Genomic DNA, 15,570 nt, shown 5'->3' with positions numbered 1-15,570 from the left:
GTACCCCCGGACCAGAACGCCCACCGGCGCTCAGCCGTGTGGGACCTCTGGCGTGCCCTGACCGGTTGGTCGGCCCGGCTGGTGGCCGGCCTGCACCAGACCTGGCGCCGGTCGTTGCAGGTGCGTGTGGTGACCATCACCCTGGTCGCGTCGAGCCTGCTGGTGGGCGGCTTCGCCTACCTGATCGCCGACAAGATCACCACCATCCTGCTGGAGAACGCCGAGGCCGACGTGCTGCTGCGGCTTCGCAGCGGCAGCGACTACGCCGGCAAGCAGCTCGGCCTGTTCAGCCAGCCGCAGGACGCCCAGGTCCAGGACACCATCGACAACACGGTGAACTACCTGGCCGGCGGTGACCCGCAGCAGATCAGCGGCGTGGTGGTGGCGCTGACCGCCGACCAGACCGACAGCATCAAGGCGCGCAGCTCACCGGACGTCGACTTCCAGCCACTGGTCAGCCGGGAGCTGCGGGCCGCCGTCGCCGACGGCCACGTCGCCCACCAGATCCGTACCGGCCGGCTGGTCGGGGGCGAACCCACCAAATACCTGGTGTACGGCTCACCGGTGCCCACCCGGTTCGGCCAGGTCGAGCTCTACTATCTCGTGCCCCTGGCCCGCCAGGACACCACCGCCGCCGACGCCCGGGCCACCGTGGTGGCCACCGGCGTGGCCCTGGTGCTCCTGCTCGGCCTGCTCGCCGCCCTGGTCACCCGGCTGGTGGTGACCCCGGTCCGGGTGGCCGCCCGGACCGCCCAGCGGCTCTCCGCCGGCCTGCTCGACCAGCGGATGACGGTCAACGGCGAGGACGACCTCGCCCTGCTCGCCGCCTCCTTCAACCAGATGGCCACCAACCTCCAACGGCAGATCCTGCGGCTGGAGGAGATGTCCCGGTTGCAGCGCCGCTTCACCTCCGACGTCTCGCACGAGCTGCGTACGCCCTTGACCACGGTCCGGATGGCCGCCGACCTGATCTTCGCCGAGCGCGACGAGTTCGACCCCGCGGTGGCCCGCAGCGCCGAGCTGCTCCAGGCCGAGCTGGACCGGTTCGAGGAGCTGCTGACCGACCTGCTGGAGATCAGCCGCTTCGACGCCGGCTTCGCGATGCTGGACGCCGAGCCGACCGACCTGGTGCCGGTGGTGCACCGGGTGGCCGACCGGCTGGCCGGGCTGGCCGAGCGGGTCGGGGTGACCATCGAGCTGGACGTGCCGAGCACCCCGGTGATCGCCGAGGTGGACCCGCGCCGGGTCGAGCGGGTGCTGCGCAACCTGGTCGGCAACGCCGTCGAGCACGGCGAGTCCAAGCCGGTGCTGATCACCCTGGGGGCGGACGAGACCGCCGTGGCGATCACCGTCCGGGACCGCGGGGTGGGGCTGAAGCCGGGGGAGGAGAAGTTGGTCTTCAACCGGTTCTGGCGGGCCGACCCGTCCCGGGCCCGGCAGACCGGCGGCACCGGCCTCGGCCTGTCGATCAGCCTGGAGGACGCCCGGCTGCACGGCGGCTGGCTGGAGGCGTGGGGCGCGCCGGGGCAGGGCGCCCAGTTCCGGCTCACCCTGCCGGCGCGTTCCGGTGACCGGCTCACCACCTCGCCGCTGCGGCTGGTGCCGACCGACGCCCCGCTGCCCTTCGGCGGCCCGCGTGACGGTGGCCTGCTGGCGATCGGGCCGGGCAGCGCGGGTGCGCTCGCGATCGGCCCGGGCCCGGGCGGGGACGCCGAACGGGCGGGGGTGCGGTCGTGAGGCGCCGGCTGGCCGGGCTGCTCTGCGGCGCGCTGCTCGCCACCGGCACGGCGGCCTGCGGCATTCCGGACTCGTCCGAGGTGCAGGTGGACGGGCGGGGGCTGCCGGCGACGGAGGCGGGCTCCACCAACGGGCGGCCCAACCAGCCACCGATCCGGACGACCAGCGGCAACGACGCCAAGGCGTTCGTGCTCAACTTCCTGGCCGCCGCTGCGGGGGAGCCCGACCGGGCCTACCTCCAGGCCCGGGCGTTCATCCAGCCCGAGCAGCGCAACCGGTTGCAACCGAAGCAGGGCAGCGAGGTCGCGCTGACCGTGGTCCGGCTGCGCGAGCCGGACCCGTCGGTGGTCGCCAACACCGACGGCACCTTCTCGGTACTCCTCGCCGTGCAGCAGGTCGGTCTGCTGCGCGCCGACGGCACCCTCGCGCCCCCGGTGGCCACCGAGACGGAGTATCGCTTCAAGCTCAGCGCCGACTCGGAGAACGGCAGCGGCGGCCTCTACGTGACCGACCCGCCCAACGTGCTGCTGCTCAGCGACACCGCGTTGCAGGAGTACTACCGGACCGAGCTGATCTACTTCTGGAACACCGACCAGACCCGGCTGGTGCCCGACCAGCGCTACCTGCCGCTCACGGTGCCCCCGGAGCGCCGGGTCAACGAGGTGGTCCGGTGGCTGATCGGCGGCCCGTCGGAGTGGCTGGCCGGCGCCGCCACCCGGCTGCCGGACCGGACCGATCTGATCAACAACGCCACCGGCGTGGACGGCCGCTGGGAGGTCAACCTGACCATGCCCGGCGAGGACATCGGCAAGCTGAACCGGCTCGCCACCCAGCTCGCCTGGTCGCTGGGGAAGCTTCCCGGCCAGCTCGACCTGAAGATCCACAGCCAGAGCCGGCGCACCGTCGACCTGGCCCGGGAGCGGGCGGCCAACCCGATCTACCCGCTGGTCGAGGAGGCGCAGCGGTTCTGCGTGTACGACGGCGCCGTCCACCCGCTGGACTTCCCCGGCGAGCCGGCCGGCGTGGTCCCCCTGGCGACGGCGGAGAACCACGACGTCGTCTCCGCCGGGCTGAGCCGCGCCGAGGACGAGATCCTCGCCGCGCTGGTGGTCACCGGAGCGGACCGCAAACTGCGGCTGCGGGTCGGCACCGGCGTGAAGCCGGTGACCGTCTTCAACACCGACGCCGGCCGGTACGCCACCATGGGCCGGCCGGTCTGGCTGCGGCCGCTGCGCAAGGAGCAGCCGCACGGGCTGGTGGTGGCCGACAACCGGCTCTACTCCTTCGACCAGTCCGCCAAGCTGACCCCGGTGGCGTTGACCGTGCCGGGCCCGGTGACCGCGGTGGCCGTCGCCCTGGACGGACGCCGGATCGCGGTGATCGTCGGTGGCCGGCTGCACGTCGCGGCGGTCAACCTCGACGGCGGGGTGGTCAGCGCGGGTCCGGCCCGGGCACTGCCGACCTCACTGACCGGCCTGACGGCGGTCGACTGGGCCGGGGAGAACTCGCTGATCGCCGGCGGGCTGAGCGCCGGTCCGGCGGGCCGCCGTCCGGCGCTGCACGAGGTGGGCGTGGACGGCGCGTTGGAGACGTCGCTCAAGCCGGACGTGGGCGCCCAGGTCACCCACCTCGCCGCGTACCCGACCAACCCGGTCGCGCCGCAGCCGGCCAACGCGGTGATGTACGAGGTGAACGGCGTCTCCTGGGCCAACAACCCGTTCGAGACCATCAAGCGGGATCAGGTGCTGGACGTGGCGCAGCCGCCGGCCGGGAGCCGGGCCTCGAATCCCACCGCCCCCTTCTTCCTCTACTGAGGTCCGGGGTGCGGGACGTCGGCGGGCTCTTCACGGACCTCACCGACCTGGTGCTGCCGACCGGCTGCGCGGGCTGTGGCGAGCAGGTGCCCGGCATCCGGCGCGGGGTCTGCCCGGACTGCGTGACGGAGTTGGAGTCGCTCCGGCCCCGTCCGGCGCGTCCCACCCCGGCCCCGCCCGGCCTGCCGCCCTGCACCGCCCTCGGCCCGTACGCCGGTGCGTTGCGGGCGACCCTGCTGGCGTACAAGGAGCAGGGCCGGCACGGGCTGGCCCGGCCGTTGGGCGGGCTGCTGGCCGAGGTGGTGGCCGCGGCGGTGGACGGTTCCCGGCCGGTGCTGCTGGTCCCGGTCCCGGACACCGCGGCGGCGGCCCGCGCCCGGTACGGCGATCACCTGGCCGGGTTGGCCCGGCACGCGGCGGACCGGCTGGCCGTGGCGGGCTGGCGGGTGCGGGTGGAGCGGCCGCTGCGGGCGCTGCCCCGGCCGGATTCGGTGACCCTGGACAGCGCCGGCCGGGCCGAAGCGGCGGCGGCGGCCTTCCGGCCCCGTCCGTCCCGCCGGTGGTGGCCCATCCCGGCGGCCCGCGGCGACGGCGCCGTCGAGCCGGTGGTGGTGCTGCTCGACGACATCCTCACCACCGGCGCGACGCTGGCCGCCGCGAGCACCGTGCTGAGGGCCACCGGTCGGTCACCGGCGGTGGCGGCGGTCCTCGCGGCGACCGTGAAACGACACCATTCGTGACCGTGCGTGTTTCCGTTTCACCCGTTGGTGTATGAGCTGTGAAAATTCCTGGACCACGTCGACAACCGGGGGTGACGGCGGGCCGAACAGGAGTTAGCGTTTTCGTGTCGGGGGTAGGAGGTCATTCCCAACCGCTCCCGGCGGTGAGAGGAGGCGTAGCCGTACGAACCGGTCGACGCCGAGCGTGGGGTCTCCCGAAGGCGTCGTGACCGGGCAACCGGATCGAACGACCGTCCGAAAAAGGGAGGTCACGTGGACATCGTGGTCAAGGGCCGTAACGTCGAAGTGCCGGACCATTACCGGGTTCATGTAGCGGAGAAACTCGCAAAGATCGAGCGCTACGATCACAAACTCATTCGGGTGGACGTGGAGCTGTTCCACGAGCGCAATCCGCGCCAGTCCGACCATTGTCAGCGGGTGGAGATCACCTGCGTTTCCCGGGGCCCGGTGATCCGGGCCGAGGCCTGCACGAACGACTTCTACAGCGCGTTGGACGCCGCCATCGCCAAGCTCGACACCCGGCTGCGCCGGGCCGCCGACCGCCGCCGGGTGCACCGGGGCCGGCACGCGCCGCTCTCGGTCTCCGCCGCCACCGCCGGCCTGCCGGTCGCCGACCTCGACGGCCCCGGCCTCGCCGCCCCGGCCAACGGGATGGCCACCGCGGTCGCCGAACGGGCCGAGCAGCCGGCCGACGAGTACGAGCACCAGCCGTGGCACATCGCCCGGGCGAAGGTGCACCCGGCCGAGCCGATGACCGTCGACGACGCGCTGTTCCAGATGGAACTGGTGGGGCACGACTTCTACCTGTTCCACGACAAGGAGTCCGGGCGGCCCAGCGTCGTCTACCGGCGACACGCCTACGACTACGGAATCATCTCCCTCGACGCCTGAGGTGCAAGGAGGGGCCCCTGCCGTACGGCAGGGGCCCCTTCTCAACGCCGCTCGACGCGGGGCCGCGGGTCGTCGGCGAGCAGGCCGTAGAGCGTCGAGTCGACGCGGGTCCCGTCCGGGCCGGGCAGCCGGCCGCGCATCAGCCCCTCACGGCGGAAGCCGACCCGTTCCAGCACCCGCTGCGAGGCGACGTTCTCCGGTCGGGTACCCGCCCAGAGCCGGGCCAGCCCGACGCCGAAGGCCCACTCGGCGACCAGCCGGACCGCCCGGGTGGCGAGGCCGCGCCCGCGCGCCTCGGGCAGCATGCTGTAGCCGAGCATCCCCTGGCCGGTGGGCGGTTCGTCGTACCTCAGCTTGCAGACGCCGACCACCTCGCCGCTCACCGCGTCGAGGATCGCCAGGTCCGCCGACTCGCCGGCCAGCCAGTGGCTCTCCGCCAGCCGGCAGCGCCGCTCGATCGCCGCCCGGTCCGGCGGGACGGGTGGCACGCTGCTGGCCACGACCTCAGGCAGGGTGCTCAGCCGGTGCACGCCGTCCGCGTCGGCGGGGGCGAGCCGGCGCAGTGTCACCACGCCGTCGGTGAGCCGGCCGCCGGGCAGGTCGGGCAGGAGGCGGGCGGTGGGGCCGGGTGGGTCGTCGGCGAGGCGTACCCAGGCGATCAGGTCGTCGCGGCCGCCGTCGCGGCCCGGGTTCGCGGCCCGGCGTACCCCCTCGCGGCGGAATCCGGCGGCCAGCGCGACCCGCTGGCTCGCGGGGTTCTCCGGGTGGGTGAGCAGCTCCAGCCGGACGGTGCCGGCGGCGAACGCGTGCCAGGCGAGGGCGCGGGTGGCGGCGGTGGCGACGCCGCGGCGGCGCGCCCAGGGCGCCACCCAGTAGCCGATCTCCGCCTGGCTCCGGGTGGGCACCGGCTGGCTGAGGCCGATCCCGCCGAGCAGCCGGTCGGTGGCCGGGTCCGCGATCGCGTACGCGGCGCCGCCGGTCGCCCAGGCCGCCGGCGCGCCCTCGGTGATCCACCACCGCGCGGTGGCCTCGGTGTACGGGTCCGGCATGCCGGAGATGAACCGGCGGGTGAGCGGGTCGGCGCAGGCCGCCGCGGTGTCCGCCGCGTCGTCGAGCCGGAACAGCCGCAGCCGCACCCCACCGGTCTCGATCGCCTCCGGTGTCACGTCAGGTCCTCGGCGAGCAGGGCGGCGAGCCAGGTGTCCACCCGCTTTCCGCGGTGGGTGAGACCGCCCCGGGTGGTGCCCTCGAAGGTGAAGCCGGCCTTCTCGGCGACCCGCCGGGACGCGGTGTTGCCGACGTTGGCCCGCCACTCGATCCGGGCCAGGCCGAGGGTGGTGAAACCCCAGGCGGCGGCAGCGGCCACGGCGGCGGGCATCCAGCCCCGACCGCGGGCGTACGGGGCGGTCATGAAGCCGACGTCGGCCAGCAGCGGGTCGGTGGGTTGCAGCCGCAGGTCGATCGTGCCGGCGAAGCGGTCGTCCGGGCCGGCGATCACGAAGCAGCCGCTGGTGCCCCGCGCCCAGGTCTGCCGGACGAAGGCGAGGTACCCCAGCGCGTCGCCGGGTTGGTAGGGGTGCGGCACCGAGGTCCACCGGACGGTGTCCGGGTCCTGGCAGGTGGCCACGATGTCGTCGAGGTCCCCCTCCTCCATCGGCCGCAGCCGCAGCTCCGTGTCGCCGGCCGTGGCGAAGAGGGTGGGCTGGGGCCGGCCGAAGACGCCGGCGCGACGGGCCTCCAGGGTGCCGGGGGTGGCGGGGCCGGGCTCGTCCGGGGCGGGCACCTCGCCGGGGAACAGGGTGCCGATCCAGCCGACCCTCGGTGCGCCCCCGGCCGCCGCGACCTGGCGCAGCTCGCCGTCGACGTGGAAGCCGGCGCGCAGCGCCACCAGGCGGGAGGCGTGGTTGCCCAGCTCCGCCTGCCAGACCAGCCGGCGCAGGCTCAGCCCGTCGAAGGCCCAGCGGGCGACCGCCCGGGTCGCCCGGACGGTGACGCCGCGACCGCGCGCCCAGGGTGCCGTCCAGTAGCCGATCTCGCCGCTGCCCCCGGCGGGGTCGACGGAGATCAGGCCGCAGGAGCCGAGCAGCTCGCCGGTGTCGGCGTCACACACCGCGAAGGGGGCGCCGGTGCCGTCGGCCCAGGCGCTCGCCGACATGCCGGTGACGAAGCCTTCGGCGTGTTCCGGCAGGTACGGGCGCGGTACGGTGGTCCAACGCTGGATGTCCGGATCCTGGCAGGCGCGGTGCACGTCTGCGGCGTCGCCGGGCCGCCAGGGGCGCAGCAGCAGGCCGGCCTCGGTGATCTCCACAGGCTCCATTCCGGGCATCCTGCCGGATCGTTCGCGCTGGGCGTAACCGGGATATGGTGCGCCGGACACAGCGGTTGCCAGTTATGTCTGATTCACGGCCTCGGACCGCCGCCACCAGTGACCATCGCCCCGATGGAACGCCTACGATGGTTCGAGACTGTCTAGGGGAGCGTTGATCCGTGTCGATTCTGGAAAAGGTCCTCCGCGCCGGCGAGGGCCGTATGGTGCGCCGGCTCAAGGCCATCGCCAACGCCGTCAACTCGATCGAGGACGACTACGTCAACCTCAGCGACGAGGAGCTGCGCGGGCTGACCGAGCAGTACCGCGAGCGGATCGCCGACGGTGAGTCCCTCGACGACCTGCTGCCGGAGGCGTTCGCCACCGTCCGCGAGGCGGCTGCCCGGGTGCTCGGCCAGCGCCCCTACGACGTCCAGGTGATGGGTGGCGCCGCCCTGCACTTCGGCAACATCGCCGAGATGAAGACCGGTGAGGGCAAGACCCTGACCTCGGTCATGGCGGTCTACCTCAACGCGCTCTCCGGCAAGGGCGTGCACGTGGTCACGGTCAACGACTACCTGGCCCAGCGCGACGCCGCCTGGATGGGCCGGGTGCACGAGTTCCTCGGCCTGACCGTCGGCGTGGTGCTGCCCAACCGGCCGGCCGGCGAGCACCGCGCCGCGTACGAGTGCGACATCACCTACGGCACGAACAACGAGTTCGGCTTCGACTACCTGCGCGACAACATGGCCTGGTCGCAGGAGGAGCTGGTCCAGCGCGGTCACAACTTCGCGGTGGTCGACGAGGTCGACTCGATCCTCATCGACGAGGCCCGGACCCCGCTGATCATCTCCGGCCCGGCCGAGCACTCCGCCCGGTGGTACCAGGAGTTCGCCTCGGTGATCGCCCGGCTCCAGCCCGGCACCGACGGCGAGGGCGACTACGAGGTCGACTACGCCAAGCGGACCATCGCGGTGACCGAGCGCGGCGTCGCCAAGATCGAGGACCGGCTCGGCATCGACAACCTGTACGAGTCGGTGAACACCCCGCTCGTCGGCTACATGAACAACGCCATCAAGGCCAAGGAGCTCTACAAGCGCGACAAGGACTACATCGTCAGCGACGGCGAGGTCCTGATCGTCGACGAGTTCACCGGCCGCATCCTGCACGGGCGCCGCTACAACGAGGGCATGCACCAGGCGATCGAGGCCAAGGAGGGGGTGGAGATCAAGCAGGAGAACCAGACCCTGGCCACCATCACCCTCCAGAACTACTTCCGCCTCTACGAGAAGCTCTCCGGCATGACCGGTACCGCCCAGACCGAGGCGGGCGAGTTCAACAAGGTCTACAAGGTCGGCGTGGTCTCCATCCCGACCCACCGGCCGATGGTCCGCGAGGACCGCCCCGACGTCATCTACAAGACCGAGAAGGCCAAGTTCAACGCGGTCATCGAGGACATCGCCGAGCGGCACGCGGCCGGCCAGCCGGTGCTGGTCGGCACCGTCTCGGTGGAGAACTCCGAGATCCTCTCCACGCTGCTGCGCCGCCGCGGCATCCCGCACTCGGTGCTGAACGCGAAGTTCCACGCCAAGGAGGCGGAGATCGTCGCCCAGGCCGGGCGCAAGGGCGCGGTCACCGTGGCCACCAACATGGCCGGCCGCGGCACCGACATCCTGCTCGGCGGCAACGCGGAATACCTCGCCGCCAACGAGCTGCGCCAGCGCGGCCTCGACCCGGCGGAGAACGAGGAGGAGTACGCCAAGGCGATGGAGGAGGTCCTCCCCGTCTGGAAGCAGGCGTGCGAGGCCGAGGCGGAGGAGGTCGCCGCCGCCGGTGGCCTCTACGTGCTGGGCACCGAGCGGCACGAGTCCCGCCGGATCGACAACCAGCTGCGTGGTCGTGCCGGCCGGCAGGGCGACCCGGGCGAGTCCCGGTTCTACCTGTCGCTCCAGGACGAGCTGATGAAGCGGTTCCGGGCCGGTGCCGTCGAGGCGGTGATGGAGCGCTTCAACATCCCCGAGGACGTGCCCATCGAGTCGAAGATGGTCACCCGCCAGATCAAGAGCGCCCAGGCCCAGATCGAGGGCCAGAACGCCGAGATCCGCAAGAACGTCCTCAAGTACGACGAGGTGCTCAACAAGCAGCGCCAGGTGATCTACGCCGAGCGCCTGCGGGTGCTCAACGGCGAGGACCTCTCCGACCAGGTCCGCAACATGATCGACGACACGGTCGGCGCGTACGTGGTGGGCGCCACCAGCGACGGCTACGCCGAGGACTGGGACCTCGACCAGCTCTGGTCCAGCCTCAAGCAGCTCTACCCGGTGAGCGTCACCGTCGAGGAGCTGGAGGATGAGGTCGGCTCCCGGGCCGGCCTGGACCAGGACTTCCTGCTCGCCCGCCTCAAGGAGGACGCGCACGCCGCGTACGACCGGCGTGAGGAGACCCTCGGCGAGGAGGCGACCCGCCAGCTCGAGCGGATGGTGCTGCTCCAGGTCATCGACCGCAAGTGGCGCGAGCACCTCTACGAGATGGACTACCTCCAGGAGGGCATCAGCCTGCGGGCGTACGCCCAGCGCGACCCGGTCATCGAGTACCAGCGCGAGGGCTTCGACATGTTCGCCACCATGATGGACGGCATCAAGGAGGAGACGGTCGGGTTCCTCTACAACCTGGAGGTGCAGGTCCAGGAGCCGGAGCCCGAGGCCGAGGAGGTGCAGCTGCTGGAGAAGCCGGTCGAGATCAAGGCCAAGGGCCTCAACCGCGCGCAGCAGCAGGGCCTCCAGTACTCCGCCCCGACCATCGACGGCGAGGCGGGCGCGGGTGCGGTTGCCGTCGAACGCCCCGAGGAGCAGGCCCCGGCGCTCGGCCTCGGTGGTCCGGCGGCCCCGGAGCGCCCCGCCGCCCGGTCGAACACGCCGCGCCGGCCGGCGGGTGCGAGCGGCCAGGCGATGGCCGCGGCCGGTGCCTCCCGCCGGGCCGCCGCCCCCGGCCAGGCGGAGGCGGGCAACGGCCCGTCCCGCAACGCGCCCTGCCCGTGCGGCTCCGGCCGGAAGTACAAGCGCTGCCACGGCGCCGCGAACGGCGGCGACCTGTGACCTGCGCCCGTCGTCGCCCGTCCTGCGGGTGACAACGGAACGACCAGTGGTCCACGCGACGGGCCCCGGCCAACGGCCGGGGCCCGTCCGCATGTCCCGCCCCCGTCGCCTGCCCGGGCCGGCCACCCGAGTCACGGCATCCGGGACGCGCCGGAGGGGGCGCACGGCGCCGGTCCCGGCGTCATGGTCACGCTCGATCCTGGATGTAGTGGCCTCGTGGCGACGACGAGGCCACTACATCCAGGTTCCAGCACGATCTTGCGGCCGAGCGCCGGCGGCCGAGCGTCCGCGGCCGGGTCGGGGTCAGAGCACCTGGAGGGCGGTGCAGAGCCACCTGCCGCGCCGCTGCTCCAGTCGCAGCGCCATCGCCCAGCTGGGCCCGGTGGCGCTGCTCAGCACGGCGGCCACCTCGACCGCGCCGGCCCGCGGCTCGCACACCCGGATCCGGCGCAGTCGGACGGACGGGCGGGTCGAGCGACGGCGGACCGGTCCGGTGCGGGCGGCGGCCCGGGTGAGTTCCTGGACGACCTCGGCCGACTTCCCGGGTTCGCTCATCGGGCGGATCTGGCCGATGGGCCGGTAGCCGTTGAGGATCTCCAGGCAGGTGGCGACGAACCGGTGACCGGCCCGGGCGGCCTCCGGGGTGGCTGTGGCGCGTACGGCCGGGGGAACCGGCGCGGACGGGTGCCGGCCCGGTCCGGCCGGGGTGGGTCGGACGTCGCGGAGCCGGCCGGCGGGGCGGGTCGGCTCGGGGCGGCCCGGGTCGTGGAGGTCGAGGGTGAGCTGGAGGCCGGCCGGCGGGAGCCAGGGCTCGGCCTCCTCGTCGGTGAAGGGCGGGTCGATCGAGGGTGCCGGGCGCAGCCGGATCGGTGGACGGGGCGACACCGGACGGCGGGAGTCGACCATCGTGAACGGCCCCAATCCTTGCGTTTGCCTTCGTTTGCCTCCGACAAGAGTCATTCTCGGGCATGCTCAGGCCCCGGTCAATGCCCGGTGGAGCCGTCGGGTCACTCCGCGTCGCGGTCGGTCAGCGGGTTGCCACGGACCCATTCGGCCGTCTCGGCGTACTTGTGCTGGATGTATTCCTCCAGCCGGGCGCGCTCGACGCGCCACTGCCCACGGCCGCCGATCTTGATCGCGGGCAGCTCTCCGCTGCGCACCATGTGGTACACCTGCGAGTCCGACACGTTCAGCTCGGTGGCCACGTCGGAGAGCAGGAGGAACCTCGGTTCCACGAAGACTCCCGGGGTTGAGGGCGTTTGCCTCAGTTTGCCACCGGCGACCGACACTGCCCAGCAGGCCGTGCCGTCGGTCGTCCGGGGACAATCCGGGCGGGAAGCTGCGGCCCGGGCGGTGCGCGGTGTATGACGGTTGCGGCGTACGGCATGATCTGCGCCCGGGACCGGCGGCCGCCGGCCCGGACCGAGCAGGGGAGACGACCGGTGACCGACGAGCTTGTCCGGGTGTACGTGCCGGCGACCGTCCCGATGCTGGCCCGGCTGCACGCCGAGGGCCTGCGCGCGAGCGAGGCGCACGCCGTGACCCGCGACCTGCGTGAGTGGTACGCCGAGGGCGACGAGGAGGAGTTGGAGTACGTCGCCTTCACCCGTGCCGCCCAGGACGCGTTGCTGCTGCTCCGGGAGGACCCGTCGGCGCCCCGTCGCCGGGTGGTGGTCTCGGTGGACCTGCCCGCCGCGGCGGTCGAGCGGGCCGACGGGGTGCTCGGTTCCAGCCTGGTGCTGCTGTCGGCGCCGGTGCCCGCGGCCGCGGTGGCGGCCCTGCACACCGACGGCGCGGAGGCGGTCGCCGACGTCACCGCGGCGGTGGACGCGGCGCGGGAGGCCCTGGCGGGTGACCCGGACGCCCAGTTCACCGTCGACTCCGCCGAGGACCACGAGCTGGAGTGGTACGACGCGTCGGAGCTGGACCTGCTGCTGCGCACCGCCTCCTGACGGAGCGACCGGCCGACCGGCGTCCGGCCGGTCGGCGGAACGCGGGGGGTCAGCTCTCGGCGGGTTCCTCGTCGTGGCGGGCCGGGCCGAGGGTGCGGCCGAAGGCGATCAGCGCGGTGAGCGCCCCGACGAAGAGCACCCAGATCCCGTTGTCGATCCGGGAGGTGCCCAGCGACGTCTGGGCCACGGCGTCGGCTTCGCTGAGCGCGGCGGCCAGGTCGAGCAGCCCCCGGCCACCCACCCGGAGGATCACCTCGGTGAGCAGCAGGAGCAGCCCGGGCCCCGCCCCGGCCAGCAGGTACGCGGGCCAGCGCAGCGCCGGCGCCTGCGGGTCGCGGCGGGCCGCCCGGCGGCGGGCCCAGGTCAGGTAGCCGAACGCCAGCAGCCCGGCGACCAGCCCGGCGAGCAGTGACTCGGTCCGGGACACCCACTTGGCCGCGTCGACCGTGCCGGCCTGGGTGCCGTCCGCGCCGAACAGGTCGAACAGCGGGTCGCGGGCCCGGCTGAAGGCCACCACGAACAGCAGGGTGCCGAGGGCGGCGGTGACGATCGCGCCGACCGGGGCGGCGGTCCGGGCGCCGGCCAGGGCGCCGCCGATGATCGCGGCGGCGGCGGCCGTACCGGCGATGGTGTTGGTGGTGGCGTTGTCCGCGTACGTCAGGTTGATCGCCACCGCGGTGCCGAGGCCGACGAGCAGGCCGGTGCCGACGGCCACCAGGAAGCGCAGGGTGCCCCGGTCGGCGCCCTGCCGGGCGAGCAGCCCGGTGGTGGCCAGCGCGACGGCCGCGCCGGCGACCAGCGCGGCGGAGATCACGCCGGGCAGGGCGAAGGCGGAGAGGCTGATCGCGGTGACGCCGGCGGCGGCCGAGCTGACCGCCTGCCGGGTCGACCAGAGCATCGCCGCCAGCCAGCCGACGGCGAGCAGCGCCAGGACGGGGGCGCCGGGGGTACGACCCGGCCGGTGCCCGTCGAGCTCGGCGGCCCGGTCGGTGGTGGCCGGTCGGTCCGGCTCCGCGGCCGTGGAGCTGCCGGGCTGGTTGCTCATCGTCTCCCCTTCGACACGCGGGCCCGCGGGGGCGGGCGCCTGCACCGGCAACCCAGCGTACGCGCCCGGCGGCCCGCCTCCCGCAGCGCCGCCACGGTGCGGGCGGCCTGCTTTCCGTCGGTTTCCGGCCCGCTTCGGATACGGATCGGCGCCGGCGCGGCCCGGGAACCTGCTGATCGACGGAGGTGCGGGAAGGCGGGGGCCCGACCGGTGTCCGATCGGGCGTGGGAGAATCGCCGCGAGGTCCCGCCGCCGCGCCCGGTACGCCACGCGACGCCCGGTGTCCGGCCGTCCGGTCGGTGCCCGCGGGTCCGATTTCGCCACCGCTGTCGAGATCGCACAGGAGCCTGTGATGGACGCCGTGTTCTCCGTACCCGAGCCGCACAACGAGCCGGTCCACACCTACGAGCCCGGCAGCGCCGAGCGGGAGCGGCTCCAGCGGAGGCTGACCGAGCTGGCCGCCGAGCGGATCGAGCTGCCGATGACCATCGCCGGCGAGCAGCGGATGGCCGGTGGCGCGTCGATCGACGTGGTGCAGCCGCACAAGCACGCCCACGTGCTGGGCGTGACCGGCCACGCGAACCACTCCGACGCCCGGGCCGCGGTCAAGGCGGCCAAGGACGCCGCGCCGATGTGGCGGGCGCTGCCGTTCGAGGAGCGGGCGGCGATCTTCCTGCGCGCCGCCGAGCTGCTCGCCGGCCCGTGGCGGGACACCCTGAACGCGGCCACCATGCTCGGTCAGTCCAAGACCGCCGTCCAGGCGGAGATCGACGCGGCCTGCGAGTTCATCGACTTCCTCCGGTTCAACGTGCACTTCGCCCGCCAGCTGCTGGAGGCGCAGCCGAAGTCGTCGCCGGGGGTGTGGAACCGGTTCGACCACCGCCCGCTCGAGGGCTTCGTCTACGCGGTCACCCCGTTCAACTTCACCGCGATCGCCGGCAACCTGCCCTCGGCGCCGGCCCTGCTCGGCAACACCGTGGTCTGGAAGCCGGGCCCGACCCAGCAGTTCGCCGCGCACTTCACCATGCGGCTGTTCGAGGCGGCCGGCCTCCCGCCCGGCGTGATCAACATGGTCACCGGCCGGGGCGAGGAGGTCTCCGACGTGGTGCTCGCCGACCCCGACCTGGCCGGCATCCACTTCACCGGCTCCACGAAGGTCTTCCAGCAGCTGTGGCGGACCGTCGGGGAGAACATCGCCGGCTACCGGGGCTACCCGCGGCTGGTCGGCGAGACCGGTGGCAAGGACTTCGTCGTCGCGCACACCAGCGCCGACGTGGACGCGCTGCACACCGCGCTGATCCGGGGCGCCTACGAGTACCAGGGCCAGAAGTGCTCGGCCGCCTCCCGGGCGTACGTGCCGCGCTCCATCTGGGAGGGCGGGCTGCGCGACCGGCTGGCCGCCACCGCCGACTCGCTGACGTACGGCGACGTCACCGACTTCAGCAACTTCGGTGGCGCGGTCATCGACGACAAGGCGTTCGGCCGGCACACCGCCGCGCTGGAGCTGATCCGCTCCGACGACAGCTGCACCGTCCTGGCCGGCGGCACCGCCGACGACTCGGTCGGGTACTTCGTCCGGCCGACCCTGTTCGAGTGCACCGACGCCGCGCACGAGACGTTCACCACCGAGTACTTCGGCCCGATCCTCGGCGTGCACGTCTTCGACGACGCCCGCTTCGACGACGTGGTCCACCAGGCCGAGTCGATCGCCCCGTACGCGCTGACCGGCTCGATCTTCGCCACCGACCGCCGGGTGGTCGACGCGGTGGCGGAGAAGATGCGGTACGCCGCCGGCAACTTCTACATCAACGACAAGCCGACCGGCGCGGTGGTCGGGCAGCAGCCGTTCGGCGGCGCCCGGGCCAGCGGCACCAACGACAAGGCCGGCTCCTGGCACAACCTGGTGCGGTGGATGTCGCCGCGGACGATCAAGGAGACCTTCGTCCCGCCGACCGACCACACGTACCCCCACATGGGCTGACGCGCGTCGC

General features: G+C 73.4%; 12 protein-coding genes. 7 read left to right on the top strand and 5 right to left on the bottom strand.

The genetic code is table 11. The annotated features are described in order from the left end of the window. The first annotated feature begins 36 nt into the window (after window positions 1-36). The 4 genes from mtrB (at window position 37) to hpf (ending at window position 5,182) form a co-directional block, all read left to right on the top strand. A complete protein-coding gene (mtrB, locus tag GA0070564_RS02475) occupies window positions 37-1,737 on the top strand; it encodes an MtrAB system histidine kinase MtrB (protein ID WP_425412417.1) in 1,701 nt (566 codons plus the stop codon). Further along, window positions 1,734-3,551, top strand: coding sequence for an LpqB family beta-propeller domain-containing protein (locus GA0070564_RS02470; protein WP_091601822.1), 1,818 nt, complete (start codon window positions 1,734-1,736; stop codon window positions 3,549-3,551). Before mtrB ends, GA0070564_RS02470 begins: the two co-directional genes overlap by 4 nt. Window positions 3,552-3,601: 50 nt before the next feature. Then, complete coding sequence (locus GA0070564_RS02465; RefSeq protein WP_091604405.1) at window positions 3,602-4,291, top strand: ComF family protein; 690 nt, start codon at window positions 3,602-3,604, stop codon at window positions 4,289-4,291. Window positions 4,292-4,543: 252 nt separating this feature from the next. Beyond that, entirely contained in the window at window positions 4,544-5,182 is a 639-nt protein-coding gene (hpf, locus tag GA0070564_RS02460; protein WP_091601819.1) for a ribosome hibernation-promoting factor, HPF/YfiA family, read from the top strand. Window positions 5,183-5,223: 41 nt separating this feature from the next. Here hpf and GA0070564_RS02455 read toward each other — a convergent pair whose 3' ends face one another. Beyond that, complete coding sequence (locus tag GA0070564_RS02455) at window positions 5,224-6,348, bottom strand: GNAT family N-acetyltransferase (protein ID WP_091601816.1); 1,125 nt, start codon at window positions 6,346-6,348, stop codon at window positions 5,224-5,226. Next, window positions 6,345-7,499: a GNAT family N-acetyltransferase gene (locus GA0070564_RS02450; protein ID WP_091601813.1), complete on the bottom strand. Its 1,155-nt coding sequence runs from the start codon at window positions 7,497-7,499 to the stop codon at window positions 6,345-6,347. Before GA0070564_RS02450 ends, GA0070564_RS02455 begins: the two co-directional genes overlap by 4 nt. Before the next feature lie 170 nt (window positions 7,500-7,669). On the opposite strand from GA0070564_RS02450, the gene secA reads away from it, so the two are divergent. Next, window positions 7,670-10,582: a preprotein translocase subunit SecA gene (gene secA, locus GA0070564_RS02445; RefSeq protein WP_091601810.1), complete on the top strand. Its 2,913-nt coding sequence runs from the start codon at window positions 7,670-7,672 to the stop codon at window positions 10,580-10,582. A 303-nt stretch (window positions 10,583-10,885) separates the two neighbouring features. Here secA and GA0070564_RS02440 read toward each other — a convergent pair whose 3' ends face one another. Then, a complete protein-coding gene (locus tag GA0070564_RS02440; protein ID WP_091601807.1) occupies window positions 10,886-11,488 on the bottom strand; it encodes an Rv3235 family protein in 603 nt (200 codons plus the stop codon). Window positions 11,489-11,589: 101 nt separating this feature from the next. Further along, window positions 11,590-11,817 carry a helix-turn-helix transcriptional regulator gene (locus tag GA0070564_RS02435; protein ID WP_091601804.1) on the bottom strand — a complete coding sequence of 76 codons (228 nt, stop codon included), beginning with the start codon at window positions 11,815-11,817 and terminating at the stop codon, window positions 11,590-11,592. A gap of 207 nt (window positions 11,818-12,024) precedes the next feature. On the opposite strand from GA0070564_RS02435, the gene GA0070564_RS02430 reads away from it, so the two are divergent. Continuing rightward, on the top strand, window positions 12,025-12,534 hold the full coding sequence (locus GA0070564_RS02430; RefSeq protein WP_091604402.1) for a DUF6912 family protein: 510 nt from the start codon (window positions 12,025-12,027) through the stop codon (window positions 12,532-12,534). Window positions 12,535-12,583: 49 nt separating this feature from the next. Here GA0070564_RS02430 and GA0070564_RS02425 read toward each other — a convergent pair whose 3' ends face one another. Then, entirely contained in the window at window positions 12,584-13,579 is a 996-nt protein-coding gene (locus tag GA0070564_RS02425) for a hypothetical protein (protein WP_091601801.1), read from the bottom strand. A 352-nt stretch (window positions 13,580-13,931) separates the two neighbouring features. On the opposite strand from GA0070564_RS02425, the gene pruA reads away from it, so the two are divergent. Then, window positions 13,932-15,560, top strand: coding sequence for an L-glutamate gamma-semialdehyde dehydrogenase (gene pruA / locus GA0070564_RS02420; RefSeq protein ID WP_091601798.1), 1,629 nt, complete (start codon window positions 13,932-13,934; stop codon window positions 15,558-15,560). The last annotated feature ends 10 nt before the right edge of the window (window positions 15,561-15,570 follow it).

Origin of the sequence: Micromonospora mirobrigensis (assembly GCF_900091555.1) — a bacterium.
In the GTDB taxonomy this organism is placed as follows: Bacteria; Actinomycetota; Actinomycetes; order Mycobacteriales; family Micromonosporaceae; genus Micromonospora; species Micromonospora mirobrigensis.
This window is presented reverse-complemented; position numbering and strand designations above follow the sequence as displayed.

Bases quoted from the DNA above. Each gene is read 5' to 3' on its own strand.
- pruA (WP_091601798.1), top strand. From the start codon at position 13,932: ATGGACGCCGTGTTCTCCGTACCCGAGCCGCACAACGAGCCGGTCCAC.
- GA0070564_RS02440 (WP_091601807.1), bottom strand. From the start codon at position 11,488: ATGGTCGACTCCCGCCGTCCGGTGTCGCCCCGTCCACCGATCCGGCTG.
- GA0070564_RS02450 (WP_091601813.1), bottom strand. From the start codon at position 7,499: ATGGAGCCTGTGGAGATCACCGAGGCCGGCCTGCTGCTGCGCCCCTGG.
- GA0070564_RS02425 (WP_091601801.1), bottom strand. From the start codon at position 13,579: ATGAGCAACCAGCCCGGCAGCTCCACGGCCGCGGAGCCGGACCGACCG.